Genomic DNA, 15,083 nt, shown 5'->3' on the forward strand with positions numbered 1-15,083 from the left:
TCGGATTGTTTTTTCTCGGACGTTCTCGACTATCGCATAAGCGGTCGGAGAATTCCATTCTTCGGTTTTCTTATTCCTTTCGGCATTCAACCGGTGTTCGGAATAGGCACATACTGCGCGGGAGCCCTTGGTATTGGCTGCTTCACGGCGAAACAGTTATACCAATGGGCTCTCCGGCATGTCAACAACTCATCCAGGGTTTAATGTGTTTTTATGCGTTCTGCACCATCACCGTCTTCGTCATGCGGCTTACCTGAGCCCGCTTCTGGCGACTTGTTAACCGCGTGCGGCTCGGGCGCATAGGCCAGTGCAATATCCAACACTTCATCAATCCATTTGACCGGAAGAATCTCTAGTGAGTCCTTTATATTATCAGGTATCTCCTTGAGATCTCTAACGTTTTCATCCGGTATAATGATCGTCTTGATACCACCGCGATGAGCCGCAAGAAGCTTTTCCTTCAGCCCGCCAATGGGCAGAACCCGACCCCGAAGTGTAATTTCACCGGTCATCGCAACGTCTGCCCGAACCGGAATTTTGGTCAATGCAGAAACCAGTGCTGTGCACATACCAATACCGGCGCTGGGACCATCTTTTGGGGTTGCACCTTCGGGTACGTGAACATGCAAATCGTGCTTTTCATGAAAATCGTCTGCAATTCCCAGGCCCTGCGCGCGGCTTCTGACAACCGTAAGTGCAGTCTGAATAGACTCCTGCATTACATCACCAAGAGACCCGGTTTTAACAACCCTGCCCTTACCAGGCGTGAGAGCGCACTCAATGGTCAGCAGTTCGCCGCCCACCTGAGTCCATGCAAGGCCCGTTACCTGCCCTATCTGGTTGGTCTCTTCCGCCAGCCCGTAGTTGAACTTGCGCACACCTGAATAGTGCTCAAGCATCTCAGGCTCGATAACGATAACTGCTTTGTCATTGGCCTCCACATGCTCGCGCACAACCTTTCGGCATATCTTGGCGACTTCCCGCTCCAGACCACGAACACCAGCCTCGCGAGTGTAGTAACGCACGATATCGCGCAGCGTTTCTTCGGGTAACGTCAGTTCATCCTTACGCAATCCGTTCGCCTTGATCTGTTTCGGCAACAGGTAACGCAACGCGATGTTCACTTTCTCGTCTTCGGTGTAACCCGGAATCCGTATAACCTCCATGCGATCAAGCAACGCAGACGGGATGTCCATGGAGTTGGACGTACACACGAACATCACATCGGAAAGGTCATAGTCCACCTCCAAGTAATGGTCGTTGAACGTGTGGTTCTGCTCAGGGTCGAGAACTTCCAGCAGCGCAGACGCAGGGTCACCGCGGTGATCCATGCCCATCTTGTCGATTTCATCGAACAGGAACAGCGGGTTTTTAACACCCACTTTGGCAAGTTTTTGAAGCAGCTTGCCGGGTAGCGCACCAATATAGGTTTTACGGTGGCCGCGAATCTCAGCCTCATCTCGCACACCACCCAAAGCCATCCGCGTGTACTTGCGGTTGGTGGCCCGAGCGATCGACTGCCCAAGCGATGTTTTACCAACACCCGGAGGCCCCACCAGGCACAGGACAGGACCCTTTACTTTTTTCACACGGCTCTGCACTGCCAGGTACTCAAGAATGCGCTTCTTGACCTCGTCAAGGCCGTAATGGTCCTCATCAAGAATCTCCCGGGCTTTTTCAATATCGTGGCGCACCCGGCTGCGCTTTTTCCAGGGCACGGCCAACATCCAGTCGATATAACCACGAACAACTGTGGCTTCGGCAGACATGGGTGACATCATCTTGAGTTTGTTCAGCTCTGATTCCGTCTTCTTGCGAGCCTCTTCCGGCAGACCCGCTTCCTCAAGCTTTTGCTCCAGCTCTTCAAAATCGTTATTACCCTCACCCAGGTTACCCATTTCTTTCTGGATAGCCTTCATCTGTTCATTCAGGTAATACTCGCGCTGACTGCGCTCCATCTGCTTTTTAACTCGGCCGCGAATGCGCTTTTCAACCTCGATCAGGTCGATTTCACCATCCAGCTTACCCAAAAGGAGCTCTACACGACGATTAACGTCAAGCGCTTCCAGTAACTCCTGCTTCTCCGGAATGCGCATCTCGAGATGGGCCGCCATGGTGTCTGCAAGACGCTCCAGCTCTTCGATTCCGGCCAAGGCATTAGAGACTTCCGAAGGTACTTTTCTGGAGAGTTTTACAAACTTTTCAAACTCGTCAATCAGGGTTTTCAGGAGCACTTCTTCCTCGCGCTCAGGCAACCCCTCTTCGTCCATCAGCGTAGCGCCACCGGACAGGTAATCGGCTTCTGTGATATTACTGATCGCGGCCCGCGCATTGCCCTCAACCAGCACTTTTACCGTGCCGTCAGGAAGCCGTAGCATTTGCAGGACTGTTGCGAGTGTGCCTACCTCAAATACATCAGCGGGGCCAGGCTCATCAGTGGAGGGGTCCCGTTGGGCCACCAGCAGGATTTCCTTGCTTCCGTCCATCGCGGCTTCCAGAGCCTGAATGGATTTTTCGCGGCCCACAAACAGGGGGACGACCATGTGCGGAAACACCACCACATCACGGAGCGGAAGCAGTGGGTATTCTTGCACGATATCTTCGGGTATCCGGGTCATAAGGAATCCTCTGACGGTGTTTCATTCAGCATACCACCCTTCATTGGGGCGGCCGTTGAAATTGCAATCTCTTTACCAAACAACACAGCACGGGACGCTGCTGATACAAACCAACAAAAAAGGGGCGTTCCCGCCCCTTTTTATTTATCGTCCAGCAGTGAAAGACTAATCAATCATCTGGAACAGCTTTGGCGTGATCCGTGTTTGCATATATTTTGAACGGCTCTGAATCGCCCAATATAACGCTTTCATCAATTACGACCTTGGAAATATCGTGCTCAGACGGAATCTGATACATGGTGTCGAGCAATGTCGCTTCCATGATCGAGCGCAGACCGCGGGCACCCGTTTTACGTTCCAGAGCCTTACTGGCAACTGCACGCAACGCCTCGTCCCGGAAATCCAGCTCCACGCCTTCCATGTCGAACAGCTTCTGATACTGTTTGGTCAGAGAGTTTTTTGGTTCCGTGAGAATCTGCACAAGTGCATCTTCATCAAGCTCGTTGAGTGTCGCAACCACTGGCAGGCGGCCAACAAACTCCGGGATCAGGCCATACTTGACCAGATCTTCCGTTTCCACGTTCTTGATAACATCTCCGGTATTCTTGGAGTCATCCCGGGTAGCTACCGCGGCCGAAAAGCCGATACTGCTCTTTTCCGTGCGGTCGCGTATCACTTTATCCAGGCCCGCAAATGCGCCCCCACAGATGAACAGCATATTGCCGGTATCAACCTGCAAAAATTCCTGCTGCGGGTGTTTGCGCCCTCCTTGCGGAGGTACGGAGGCAACCGTGCCTTCGATCAGCTTCAGCAGAGCCTGCTGAACGCCCTCACCCGAGACATCGCGAGTGATTGAGGGGTTGTCTGACTTGCGCGAAATCTTGTCGATCTCATCAATATAAACAATGCCCCGCTGTGCTTTGTCTACATCGTAATCACACTTCTGCAGCAGCTTCTGGATGATGTTCTCGACATCCTCACCCACGTAGCCTGCTTCGGTGAGCGTTGTGGCGTCCGCGATGGTAAAGGGAACGTTGAGCATCCGAGCCAGCGTCTCTGCGAGCAGTGTCTTACCGCTACCCGTCGGGCCGATCAGCAGAATATTACTTTTGCCAAGCTCAACATCGCCCTTGCCTTCACCGTACCGGAGGCGCTTGTAGTGGTTATACACCGCGACCGCGAGTACGACCTTGGCGCGATCCTGACCGATGACATACTCATCCAGCGTATTGCGGATTTCAGCCGGCGTCGGAAGGCGATCACTCGGCTCCTCCTGTGCATTCTCCTGAATCTCTTCACGGATAATATCGTTGCACAGGTCGACGCACTCGTCGCAGATGAACACCGAGGGCCCTGCAATGAGCTTACGGACTTCATGCTGGCTCTTTCCGCAAAACGAGCAGTAAAGCAACTTGCCGTTATCGTCGCCTCTGCCGTTTCTTTCATCTGCCATTGAAATACCTCTGATCTCGTTTTGCCGGCGCTTCAGATACCCGTGCGCCGGCCAGGGGTGACGCAATTACTACCAGTATTATTTATTCGGCACGCGCTTATCAAGTATCGAGTCAATTAGCCCGTACTCTTTTGCCTGCGTCGGATCCATGAAATTGTCACGATCCGTATCTCGGGAGATGGTTTCCAGGTCCTGACCGGTGTGATGGGCCAGGATCGAGTTCAGGGTGTGACGGATTTTGAGTATTTCGCGGGTATGAATCTCAATATCCGTTGCCTGGCCCTGATAACCACCCAGAGGCTGGTGAATCATCACGCGCGAGTTAGGCAAGCAAGCCCGCTTGCCAGCAGCACCGCCAGCCAACAGAAACGCACCCATACTGGCTGCTTGCCCGACACACAACGTTGAAACGTCAGGCTTGATAAACTGCATGGTGTCATAAATGGACATACCCGCGGTCACAGAACCGCCAGGGCTATTAATATACAAGTGAATATCTTTATCCGGATTTTCGGATTCCAGAAACAGAAGCTGCGCCACGATCAGGTTGGCCATGTGATCTTCCACTTGCCCAACCATGAAGATCACCCGCTCCTTGAGCAGACGGGAATATATGTCGAACGAGCGCTCCCCGCGGGCAGTCTGCTCGATAACCATCGGCACCAGGGCTGACCTGGTATCCATTGCGAGACCATCGATTGGTTTCTGCGTCATGATGCGCCTGAACTCCTTATGGACAAATGGGACGTGGCTGCGAACCACGGCATCTTCAGTATTCTTGCATCCTGTACTTTGCCAGCCGCAAGTCAAGATGAAAACAGCCGGACATGCCGGCTGCTAACTCTGTTCGGCCAGCGAGGGCGGAAACTGACCCGACCCCGGCACTGTCACGTCGCTAATATCAGCGCTGGGACTGTCCAGCCTGGATGGCTTCTTCGTACTTGACCTTCTTTTCTGTAACCTTCGCCTGAGAAAGCACATGGTCAACAACCTGATCTTCCAGCACGCTGGATTCGATCTGGCTCTTCTGCTCTGGATTACCGCTGAAGTGCGCAATAACCTCTTCCGGCTGTTCATACGTTGACGCGATCTCCTGGATCTTTTCGTCAACCTTGGCCGGATCTACTTTCAGGTCATTCGCCTTCACAACTTCCTGGAACAGCAGACCGGTTTTAACACGACGCTCAGCCTGTTCCTGGAAGATTTCTTTCGGCAACTGCTGGAAATCCATCTGCCCACCGAAGCGCTGAACAGCCTCTTGACGCAGACGATCGATCTCCTGATCAGCCAGTGATGCGGGAATGTCGATTTCAGTCGTTTCCAGAAGACCGTCTACAACGTCATTCTTGACCTTGTTGGACACGGCCTGTTTGAGTTCGCGCTCCATGTTCTTTTTCACTTCTTCACGGAAGGCAGTTTCGTCTTCCGCTTCGATACCGAACTTGGTAAAGAATTCAGCGTTCAACTCAGGCAATTGAGGCTCTTCAACTTCGTGAATCTTGATGTCGAACTTCGCTGGCTTACCTTTGAGGTCTTCGTTGTGATAGTCCTCAGGGAAGGTCACTTCAATCTCGAGTTCTTCGCCGGCTTTGCCACCAACGATGGCTTTTTCAAAACCAGGAATCATCTGATCAGAACCCAGAGTCAGCTTGTGGCCTTCGGCGGCACCGCCCTCAAACTCTTCGCCATCGATAGAGCCCTTGAAGTCAATGGTCAACACGTCCTTGTTCTTGGACTTGCGTTTGACGGACTTCATGGTGGCCTGCTGGCGACGTAGGTTATCGATCATGGTGTCGATATCTTTGTCGGTAATTTCAGAGGTCAGCTTTTCGATGGAAATCTGGCTCAGGTCGCCCAGTTCAATTTCTGGCATAACTTCGAAAACGGCAACGAACTCTAGGTCTTTGCCGGCTTCCATGGTTTTCGGCTCAAGCTTGGGCCAGCCCGCAGGGTTAATATCTTGCTCCTGCAGCGCCTTGATGTAGTTGTCACGCATAATCTCGCCGACAATTTCCTGGCGTACGCTGTCACCGAACCGACGCTTGACCACGCTCATGGGCACCTTGCCAGGGCGGAAACCATTAAGGCGCACAGTACGCGCAGTTTCCTGCAGGCGTTTCTGAACCGCCTGTTCAATTTCCTGGGCGGGCACACCAATCGTCATGCGACGCTCGATGTTGGAGGTCGTTTCTACAGACACTTGCATGGAAGATCCTCAAATTTCGGGTTCGGTATATGAATGATATTAAAACCAAAAGTCCATTCCTGAGCAACTTCCCCGGAAAGGACCCAAAATTAAAAGCCGGTAGTTTATCACGGTTTGCCATGACGAGAGAATCATCTGCCACGGGTAGTTTCACGATTAATGATTACAGCGACGACTTCAGTGGAGAAATGGGGGCAAAAAGAGAAAAACAAAGGGGCATTTCTGCCTTTTCGAACTAAAAAAGGCCCTTGGAATATTCCCAAGAGCCTTCAAAATATGGTACTCCGGGAGGGACTTGAACCCCCACACCTTGCGGCAACAGGACCTAAACCTGTCGTGTCTACCAATTCCACCACCGGAGCAAAAAACCGTCAATTCAAATCGCCACCCAAACTAAAAATGTAAAATAATGACCTCAAACAAGTCACATTACTCAGCAAGGCGGAAAACGCTTCAAAGAAAAGTGGGGTGGACGAAGGGGATCGAACCCTCGACCGCAGGAGTCACAATCCTGAGCTCTACCAACTGAGCTACGTCCACCACATCGGTATATGACCTTAAAACGCTTAACTTTGCCGCTTGCGGTGGTCTGTGGTACCGGTCAAGCCGACGGCTTAAATGGCGCGCCCGGCAGGACTCGAACCTGCGACCCTCGGCTTAGAAGGCCGATGCTCTATCCAGCTGAGCTACGGGCGCTTGACCGTTCGCCCACCTGAACATCCAGAAAATGGTCGGGGTAGAGAGATTCGAACTCCCGACATCCTGCTCCCAAAGCAGGCGCGCTACCAGACTGCGCTATACCCCGTCTGAACTGAACAATATGTGCATCAGCAAAGTTGGTGCGGATATTACTGTCGCCAATTGCTTCCGTCAACAGGGAAAGTGAAATTCTCTGAAAAATCCGCCATTTCTCCCCCGATTTTTTACTGAGCCTCCGGCGATACACCCAAGGGCCCCAATTGGAGTTGGGCGGCAAGCATGAGACAATAAGACCCCTTTTATTCTATCAATGCCCAACCGACAAGACGAGCCATGAGCGCCAAACTGATCAATGGAAAAGAAATTGCAGCCACAGTCCGACAACAGGTCGCTTCAGGAGTAGAAGCCCGCACCAGTCAGGGGCTGAGAGCCCCCGGCCTGGCCGTTGTACTGGTAGGAAACGACCCGGCTTCTGAAGTATATGTAGGTAACAAGCGCAAGGCCTGCGATGCCGCAGGCATTCTCTCGCTATCCTATGACTTGCCTGGAGATACCTCACAGCAGGCCCTCGAAGCACTGATTGATGAGCTGAACGAGAACCCTTTAGTCGATGGCATACTGGTACAGCTTCCATTACCGAAGCATCTGGACGCAGACCCTATCTTGCTGAAAATTCGTCCTGATAAAGATGTGGATGGCTTTCACCCGTACAACATCGGTCGCCTGGTGCAGCGTAAGCCTGCGCTCAGGCCCTGCACACCAGCAGGTGTCATAACCCTGCTGGATAGCATTAACACCCCTTACAAAGGCCAGCACGCCGTGGTTGTGGGCGCATCCAACATCGTAGGTCGCCCTATGATCATGGAGCTGTTGCTTAAAGGCGCAACAACCACTGTGTGTCATCGCTTCACACCGGATCTGGAAAAATACGTTCGTGAAGCCGATATTCTGATTGCCGCTGTCGGCAAACCGGGACTGATCAAGGGCGAGTGGGTAAAACTCGGCGCCACGGTGATTGATGTGGGCATCAATCGCATGGAGAACGGCAAGCTGCAGGGCGACGTGGATTTTGATGAAGCTTCAGCTCGTGCTGCATACATAACGCCCGTGCCGGGCGGTGTTGGCCCGATGACGATTGCAACTCTCTTGCAAAACACGCTGTATGCTGCAAACGAACTGCACAACGAGTAATCGATTCGCACGCCCGAGTACAAAGCAGCCATAAAAAAACCCGCCGAAGCGGGTTTTTTACTCTCAGCCGATATTACTGGCCGAATTTCTCTTTCGCCTTCAGGCGATAAGCGTGCAGCAACGGCTCTGTGTAGCCGTTCGGCTGCTCGCGACCTTTCAGAACCAGATCCATTGCAGCCTGGAATGCCACGCTGTCCGCGAAGTCCGGCGCCATAGCCCGGTAAGTCGGGTCATTGGCGTTCTGCTTATCAACAACCTGCGCCATACGCTTCATGGTCTCTTCAACCTGCGCCTGAGTGCAAATACCGTGATACAGCCAATTAGCCAGATGCTGCGACGATATGCGCAACGTAGCACGGTCTTCCATCAGGCCGACATCGTTGATGTCAGGGACTTTGGAACAGCCAACACCGCTATCAATCCAGCGCACCACATAGCCAAGAATACCCTGTGCGTTGTTATCCAGCTCCTGCTGAACATCAGCCGCCGCCAGCGTTGACGGGTCATCCATCACTGGCACTGTGAGGATGTCGTCGAGGTTGGCACGAGTACGGCTCTCCAGATCTTTCTGGATATCCGCTACGGACACCTGATGATAGTGAGTTGCGTGCAGGGTTGCGGCTGTGGGTGAAGGTACCCATGCCGTATTGGCACCCGCTTTCGGGTGACCGATTTTCTGTACCAGCATGTCGGCCATCAGATCCGGCATGGCCCACATGCCCTTGCCAATCTGGGCAACACCACGGAAACCGGTTTCCAGACCAATATCAACGTTCCACTGCTCGTAGGCGCCAATCCATGCAGCCTGCTTCATCTCGCCCTTGCGAATGAACGGCCCAAGCTCCATGGAGGTGTGCATCTCATCGCCGGTGCGGTCCAGAAAACCGGTGTTGATGAACACGGCACGATCTTTTGCGGCGTGGATGCAGGCTTTGAGGTTCACCGTAGTGCGACGTTCTTCGTCCATAATGCCAACTTTCAGCGTGAAGCGCGGCAAGCCCAGAGCATCCTCAACGCGACCAAAGAACTCATTGGTAAACGCAACTTCTTCAGGGCCGTGCATCTTCGGCTTTACGATGTACACAGAACCGGAAGTGCTGTTCTGAAAACGACCGCCACCTTTGAGGTCGTGAATGGCAATCAGTCCGGTAAGTAGGCCGTCCATCAAGCCTTCAGGCACTTCAGCCCCATCTTTCAGCAGAACAGCCGGGTTGGTCATCAGGTGACCAACGTTACGGATGAACATCAGGCTGCGACCTTTCAGCTTCAGCTCACTGCCATCGGCTGCGGTGTATTCGCGATCCGCGTTCATGTTACGGGTCAGACGCTCGCCGCCTTTCTCGAAGGTTTCTTCAAGATCGCCTTTCATCAGGCCCAGCCAGTTGCTGTAAGCCAGCGTTTTGTCGTCGGCATCTACTGCGGCAACGGAGTCTTCGCAATCCATGATGGTGGTCAGCGCAGATTCCATCAGCACGTCTTTTACGTGCGCTCCGTCGTCTTTGCCAATCGGGTGACTGGCATCGATCTGAATCTCGAAATGCATGCCGTTCTTGACCAAAAGGATACCCGTGGGCGTATCGGCAGCACCGATGTAACCTACAAAGCCGGATTCGTCTTTCAGGCCGGTAACATCACCGCTCTGAAGCTTAACCGTCAACTTGCCACCAGAAACCTGATAAAGGGCCGCATCTTTATGGCTGCCGGTCGCCAAGGGAGCAGAGCTGTCCAACAGGTTGCGTGCAAATTCAATAACTTTGGCGCCACGCACCGGATTGTAACCACGGCCTTTTTCAGCACCGTTATCTTCAGAAATGGCGTCGGTGCCGTACAGCGCATCGTACAGACTGCCCCAGCGCGCATTCGCTGCGTTCAGCGCGAAGCGGGCGTTCATGATCGGCACCACCAGCTGCGGGCCTGCCATGGTCGCGACTTCGGGGTCAACGTTGGTCGTGGAGATCCGGAAGTCTGCCGGCTCATCTACCAGGTAGCCGATATCGGTGAGGAAAGTTTTATAGGCAGCCATGTCGAGCTTCTGACCTTTGTGGTCGCGGTTCCAGCTGTCCATCTTTTCCTGAATTGCATCGCGTTTAGCAAGCAGTTCCCGGTTGCGCGGCGCCAGATCGTTGACGATCTTGTCGAATTCCGCCCAGAATTTTTCGGCATCTATTCCTGTGCCCGGGATTGCTTCGTTATTCACGAAGTCATACAAATTCTTTGCGACCTGAATGCCGCCGAGTTGTACGCGCTCTGTCATCGTTCTTAGCCTCAGTGGGTTAGCCCTGTCCCGAAAGCCGCTCAGCGGTCGGGCTCGGAAAATCGAAGGCAGCATTATACGGGAAGTTCCCTATAAGGTCATTTCCCTGAATACAACACGACCTTGGTAACAGCCTTAGCTGCGCCGCCAGCTTGTTCCCTCACGGGAATCGTCCAGAATAACGCCCTGCTCTGCCAGCTCATCACGAATACGGTCGGCACCGGCAAAGTCTTTGGCTTTACGGGCATCAGCGCGAGCCTCAATTTTTGCTTCAATATTTTCAGCACTCAGCTCGCCACCGGAATCGGACTGAAAAAAAGCATCCGGATCTTGCTGCAAAAGGCCAAGAACAGCGCCAAGCCTGATCATTACAGTCGCCGCTTCTTTTGCCTCGTTATCCCGGCCTTCACGGCGATGCTGATTGATGTCATTGGCGAGCGCGTGCAGAACCGAGATTGCGCCCGGGCAATTGAAATCATCATCCATCAGCTCAACAAAGCGCCGATCGTGGTCTGTTTCAGGCACGTCGACGGATTTTGCGGGCACGATACCACGCAGAGCATGATAGAGCCTGGCAAGCGATCGCCCCGCCTCAGAAAGGTTATCTTCGGAATAATCGACCTGGCTGCGATAGTGGCTGGAAACGAGGAAGAAGCGCACCACTTCAGGCAGATAGGTCTCCAGAATTTCCCGGATGGTGAAGAAGTTGCCCAAAGACTTGGACATCTTTTCCTTGTTCACACGAATCGCGCCCGCGTGCATCCAGGTATTTACAAAGGTGTGCCCTGTCGCGCATTCGGACTGGGCAATTTCGTTTTCGTGATGGGGAAACAGCAGATCCGGCCCGCCACCATGAATGTCAAACGTATCGCCCAGGCAGTGGGTCGACATGGCAGAACACTCAATGTGCCACCCAGGACGACCCGCACCCCAGGGCGACGGCCAGCTCACTTCGCCTTCGCCCGCGGTTTTCCACAACGCAAAATCCGCCGGACTGCGCTTGGCTTCCTGCACGTCGATGCGTGCGCCTGCAAGCAGGTCTTCAAGCTTTTTCTTGCTGAGTTTTCCGTAGTTTTCAAACGACTCTACGGAAAAGTACACATCGCCGTTATCAGCCGCATAAGCATGGCCGGACTCAATGAGCGTATTGATCATGACAATGATTTCAACAATATAATCCGTAGCACGGGGCTCTGCGCTGGGCGGCAGCACACCAAGCCTGGCTTCATCCTCATGCATCGCGGCAATCATACGCTCTGTGAGATCGGTAAACGGCTCTCCGTTTTCTTCGGCACGACGGAGAATCTTGTCGTCGATATCAGTGATGTTGCGCACGTAGGTCACGTCGTAGCCACGATTGCGCATGTAACGTGTTACCACGTCAAACGCCACTAGCACCCGGGCATGACCCAGGTGGCAGTAGTCATAAACCGTCATTCCGCACACGTACATGCGAACCTTTCCCGGTTCGAGGGGCGTAAAGGTTTCTTTTTGCTGGGTGAGCGTGTTGTAAATCCTGATCACAGCTGGCCTCCTGAATGCTTACCCTTATTTACCCCAGGAATCCCGCAAGGTAACGGTGCGATTGAATACCGGCTTGCCGGCTTTTGCGGTCAGTTCCTGATCACAGAAGAAATAGCCTTCGCGCTCGAACTGGTATGGCAGGTCCGTCAGCGGCGTCGCCAGGCTCTGCTCTACCCGCGCGCCCTTGAGCACCACGAGCGATTGCGGATTAATGTGATCAACGAAGTCGCCTTCCTTGTCGCTGTCCGGTGATTCGTGGTTGAACAGGCGATCATACAGATTGATATCACAGTCCACGCTGTTGCTCTCAGACACCCAGTGGATAACGCCGTTGGGCTTATAACCCTCCGGGTTCACACCCAGTGTGGCCGGGTCATATTCGCAACGCAGCTCGACGATCTCGCCGCTGGCATCCCGCACAACTTCCTTGCAGGTCATCACATAGCCGCCGCGCAGGCGAACCGCTTGCTCCGGCGCCAGTCGCTTCCACTTGCGCGGTGCTTCTTCCACGAAGTCTTCCCGGTCGATATACAAGGTCTGGCTCCAGGTGACTTCACGCTGCCCCATATCAGGATTCTGCGGATGAATGGGCAACACCAGAGTTTCGGTCTTGTCGGCCGGATAATTGGTGAGCGTCACCTTCAGCGGGCGCATCACACACATGGCACGTGGCGATCGGGGGTTGAGGTCTTCCCGGATAGCGAACTCCAGCATGCCCATGTCCACGGTGCCACCCGCCTTGTTCACGCCAATCATGTCGCAAAAAGTGCGCAGGGATTCGGGGGTATACCCTCGGCGACGCATGCCGGAAATGGTAGGCATGCGTGGGTCGTCCCAACTGTCCACCAGGTGTTCATCCACCAGGCGCTTGAGTTTGCGCTTGCTGGTAATGGTGTAATTCAGGTTCAGACGGGCAAACTCAATCTGCCGCGGCTGACAAGGCGCCGAAATATTCTCCAGCACCCAGTCGTAAAGCGGTCGATGATCCTCAAACTCCAGTGTACAAAGGGAGTGGGTGATTCCTTCCATGGCATCCGAGATGGGGTGAGTGAAGTCATACATCGGATAGATGCACCATTTATCGCCCGTCTGATGATGGTCGGCATAACGAATGCGATAAAGGATAGGATCGCGCATGTTGATGTTGGGGGACGCCATATCGATTTTCGCCCGCAACACCAGCTCCCCATTCCGGAATTTACCGTCGCGCATGTCACGGAAAAGCTTCAGACTTTCCTCAACAGGACGGTCGCGGTAGGGGCTGTTTCTGCCGGGCTCTTTCAGGTTGCCGCGGTATTCGGCCATTTCATCCGCAGACAGAGCGCATACATAGGCCTTACCCTTCTCGACCAACTCTTCTGCAAAGTGATAGATAGCATCAAAGTAGTCGGAGGCATAACGTACATCCCCGCTCCAGGTGTAACCCAGCCACTCAACGTCCTGCTTGATGGCATCAATGTACTCCTGACTCTCCTTCTCCGGATTGGTATCGTCAAAGCGCAGAGTGCACTCGCCGGAAAATGTCTCGGCAATGCCAAAGTTAAGGCAAATGGATTTGGCATGGCCGATGTGCAGGTAACCGTTGGGCTCCGGCGGGAAACGGGTTACCACCTGGCCGGTGTGTTCGCCTTTGGAAATGGCGTCTTCAATCAGGCTCTGAATAAAGTTATGGGCTTTCTTCGGCTCGGCGCTCATACAATCTCTGTTAAAAGAAGTGGGTCATAAACCGGCTATTATACTCATAAATCCGGGCGGGACTCATGCATCGCCGGAAACTCTTGAGTACAATACCGCTTTAAACCCAACGAACAGGAAACCCTGATGATTCTGCTGACAACCAATCACGGCGATATCAAGCTCGAACTGGATTATGAAAACGCCCCTGAAACCGCAAAGAACTTTGAGCAGTATGTTCGTGATGGCTTCTACGACGGCCTGATTTTTCACAGGGTCATCAGCAACTTCATGGTTCAGGGTGGCGGCTTTGAGCCCGGCATGATCGCGCGCAAAACCCGCGAGCCAATCAAGAACGAAGCCGATAACGGCCTGAGCAACATGAAAGGCACCGTCGCCATGGCCCGCACCATGGATCCTCATTCCGCCTCTGCGCAGTTCTTTATCAACGTTGAGAACAATGGTTTCCTGGATCACACCGCAAAAAATGCAGAAGGCTGGGGCTATTGCGTATTTGGCAAGGTGGTGGAAGGCATGGATACAGTGGACGCCATACGCGCTGTACGCACCACCATGGACGCAGGCCACCAGGACGTTCCTCATGAGGACGTGGTGATCGAGAAAGCCAGCGTTATAGAGGACGGAGGCGCAGCGTGACCACGCTGTTTATTTCCGATCTTCACCTGGAAGAGTCACGCCCCGACATAACCGGGGCGTTTCTCCGCTTTTTGAAGGAAAAAGCGCCCGGAGCAGAGCAACTGTACATCCTGGGTGATTTTTTTGAAGCCTGGATTGGTGACGATGAGCACACGCCGCTACAGGAGCAGATCGCAGCCGCACTGCGTACGCTGAGCGACAGCGGCACTCGCATCTTCCTGATGCACGGCAACCGGGATTTTTTGCTGGGCGAAGACTTCTGCGCCCGCGCGGGCGCGACTTTGCTGGATGACCCCACACTTATTGACCTGTACGGCACTCCTACCCTGCTGATGCACGGTGACAGCCTGTGCACGGCCGATGTCGAATACCAGAAATTCCGCGCCAACATGCGCAACCCACAAACGCAAAAGCTCATTCTGGCGCGACCTCTCAAAGACCGCCAGCAAATGGCCCGACAGCTTCGGGAAATGAGCATGACCACAAACCGTGACAAAGCCGAGAACATCATGGATGTAACGCCAGACGAAGTTGTGCGCGTTATGGCAGCCCATGATGTGCCGCAACTGATCCACGGTCACACTCATAGGCCCGCCGAGCACGCCCTGAAAGTGAACAACAAAACCGCAAAACGGATTGTTCTGGGCGACTGGGATAAAGATCTATGGTGGCTGGAAGCTAATCCAGGGCTGGAACCCGAGCTGAAAAAGGCACCACTCTGACATTTCAGCAAGCAACCTTTCTCATGGATTAAATCTGCGACACAGAGGCTTTTATAAAGAGCCTGGCAGTTGAATGCGCAAACCG

At 53.5% G+C, this 15,083-nt stretch carries 11 protein-coding genes and 4 tRNA genes; 4 read left to right on the plus strand and 11 right to left on the minus strand.

Annotation, left to right across the window (positions count from 1 at the left end):
* Positions 1-200: 200 nt before the first annotated feature.
* The 4 genes from lon to tig all read right to left on the minus strand — a co-directional run bounded on the left by lon (position 201) and on the right by tig (position 6,277).
* Positions 201-2,618, minus strand: coding sequence for an endopeptidase La (gene lon / locus ACN0V1_RS07205; RefSeq protein WP_417544345.1), 2,418 nt, complete (start codon positions 2,616-2,618; stop codon positions 201-203).
* A gap of 169 nt (positions 2,619-2,787) precedes the next feature.
* Entirely contained in the window at positions 2,788-4,071 is a 1,284-nt protein-coding gene (gene clpX / locus ACN0V1_RS07210) for an ATP-dependent Clp protease ATP-binding subunit ClpX (RefSeq protein WP_144776399.1), read from the minus strand.
* A gap of 78 nt (positions 4,072-4,149) precedes the next feature.
* A complete protein-coding gene (gene clpP / locus ACN0V1_RS07215) occupies positions 4,150-4,785 on the minus strand; it encodes an ATP-dependent Clp endopeptidase proteolytic subunit ClpP (protein WP_291945516.1) in 636 nt (211 codons plus the stop codon).
* Between the two features lie 187 nt (positions 4,786-4,972).
* The gene (gene tig, locus ACN0V1_RS07220; protein ID WP_417544346.1) at positions 4,973-6,277 is read right to left on the minus strand and encodes a trigger factor; all 1,305 of its coding nucleotides are present in this window, start codon (positions 6,275-6,277) and stop codon (positions 4,973-4,975) included.
* Positions 6,278-6,306: 29 nt separating this feature from the next.
* Between tig and ACN0V1_RS07225 the strand changes: the two genes are divergently transcribed.
* Positions 6,307-6,516 (plus strand): hypothetical protein, encoded by a 210-nt coding sequence (locus ACN0V1_RS07225; RefSeq protein ID WP_417544347.1) that lies wholly within the window; start codon positions 6,307-6,309, stop codon positions 6,514-6,516.
* A gap of 38 nt (positions 6,517-6,554) precedes the next feature.
* On the opposite strand, the gene ACN0V1_RS07230 is transcribed toward ACN0V1_RS07225, so the two are convergent.
* The 4 genes from ACN0V1_RS07230 to ACN0V1_RS07245 form a co-directional block, all read right to left on the minus strand.
* A tRNA-Leu gene (locus ACN0V1_RS07230) sits at positions 6,555-6,639 on the minus strand.
* Between the two features lie 102 nt (positions 6,640-6,741).
* A tRNA-His gene (locus ACN0V1_RS07235) sits at positions 6,742-6,817 on the minus strand.
* A 79-nt stretch (positions 6,818-6,896) separates the two neighbouring features.
* A tRNA-Arg gene (locus ACN0V1_RS07240) sits at positions 6,897-6,973 on the minus strand.
* 32 nt (positions 6,974-7,005) lie between these two features.
* Positions 7,006-7,082, minus strand: a tRNA-Pro gene (locus ACN0V1_RS07245).
* Between the two features lie 227 nt (positions 7,083-7,309).
* Here ACN0V1_RS07245 and folD point away from each other — a divergent pair.
* A complete protein-coding gene (gene folD / locus ACN0V1_RS07250) occupies positions 7,310-8,167 on the plus strand; it encodes a bifunctional methylenetetrahydrofolate dehydrogenase/methenyltetrahydrofolate cyclohydrolase FolD (RefSeq protein WP_417544348.1) in 858 nt (285 codons plus the stop codon).
* A 73-nt stretch (positions 8,168-8,240) separates the two neighbouring features.
* On the opposite strand, the gene ACN0V1_RS07255 is transcribed toward folD, so the two are convergent.
* The 3 genes from ACN0V1_RS07255 to ACN0V1_RS07265 form a co-directional block, all read right to left on the minus strand.
* Complete coding sequence (locus ACN0V1_RS07255; protein ID WP_417544349.1) at positions 8,241-10,421, minus strand: malate synthase G; 2,181 nt, start codon at positions 10,419-10,421, stop codon at positions 8,241-8,243.
* Between the two features lie 135 nt (positions 10,422-10,556).
* Positions 10,557-11,945 (minus strand): cysteine--tRNA ligase, encoded by a 1,389-nt coding sequence (gene cysS, locus ACN0V1_RS07260; protein WP_417544350.1) that lies wholly within the window; start codon positions 11,943-11,945, stop codon positions 10,557-10,559.
* Positions 11,946-11,969: 24 nt separating this feature from the next.
* On the minus strand, positions 11,970-13,640 hold the full coding sequence (locus ACN0V1_RS07265) for a glutamine--tRNA ligase/YqeY domain fusion protein (protein WP_417544351.1): 1,671 nt from the start codon (positions 13,638-13,640) through the stop codon (positions 11,970-11,972).
* 126 nt (positions 13,641-13,766) lie between these two features.
* On the opposite strand from ACN0V1_RS07265, the gene ACN0V1_RS07270 reads away from it, so the two are divergent.
* Together ACN0V1_RS07270 and ACN0V1_RS07275 are read left to right on the plus strand one after the other, a co-directional pair.
* Entirely contained in the window at positions 13,767-14,276 is a 510-nt protein-coding gene (locus tag ACN0V1_RS07270; protein WP_417544352.1) for a peptidylprolyl isomerase, read from the plus strand.
* Positions 14,273-14,998, plus strand: coding sequence for a UDP-2,3-diacylglucosamine diphosphatase (locus ACN0V1_RS07275; protein ID WP_417544353.1), 726 nt, complete (start codon positions 14,273-14,275; stop codon positions 14,996-14,998). Before ACN0V1_RS07270 ends, ACN0V1_RS07275 begins: the two co-directional genes overlap by 4 nt.
* The last annotated feature ends 85 nt before the right edge of the window (positions 14,999-15,083 follow it).

It is taken from the genome of Marinobacter sp. (genome assembly GCF_048266785.1).
Taxonomy (GTDB): domain Bacteria; phylum Pseudomonadota; class Gammaproteobacteria; order Pseudomonadales; family Oleiphilaceae; genus Marinobacter.

Excerpts from the sequence above, each read along its gene's own strand:
- clpP (WP_291945516.1), bottom strand. The coding sequence starts at position 4,785 with ATGACGCAGAAACCAATCGATGGTCTCGCAATGGATACCAGGTCAGCC.
- ACN0V1_RS07255 (WP_417544349.1), bottom strand. The coding sequence starts at position 10,421 with ATGACAGAGCGCGTACAACTCGGCGGCATTCAGGTCGCAAAGAATTTG.
- lon (WP_417544345.1), bottom strand. The coding sequence starts at position 2,618 with ATGACCCGGATACCCGAAGATATCGTGCAAGAATACCCACTGCTTCCG.
- ACN0V1_RS07225 (WP_417544347.1), top strand. The coding sequence starts at position 6,307 with ATGAATGATATTAAAACCAAAAGTCCATTCCTGAGCAACTTCCCCGGA.
- clpX (WP_144776399.1), bottom strand. The coding sequence starts at position 4,071 with ATGGCAGATGAAAGAAACGGCAGAGGCGACGATAACGGCAAGTTGCTT.
- tig (WP_417544346.1), bottom strand. The coding sequence starts at position 6,277 with ATGCAAGTGTCTGTAGAAACGACCTCCAACATCGAGCGTCGCATGACG.
- folD (WP_417544348.1), top strand. The coding sequence starts at position 7,310 with ATGAGCGCCAAACTGATCAATGGAAAAGAAATTGCAGCCACAGTCCGA.
- ACN0V1_RS07265 (WP_417544351.1), bottom strand. The coding sequence starts at position 13,640 with ATGAGCGCCGAGCCGAAGAAAGCCCATAACTTTATTCAGAGCCTGATT.
- ACN0V1_RS07270 (WP_417544352.1), top strand. The coding sequence starts at position 13,767 with ATGATTCTGCTGACAACCAATCACGGCGATATCAAGCTCGAACTGGAT.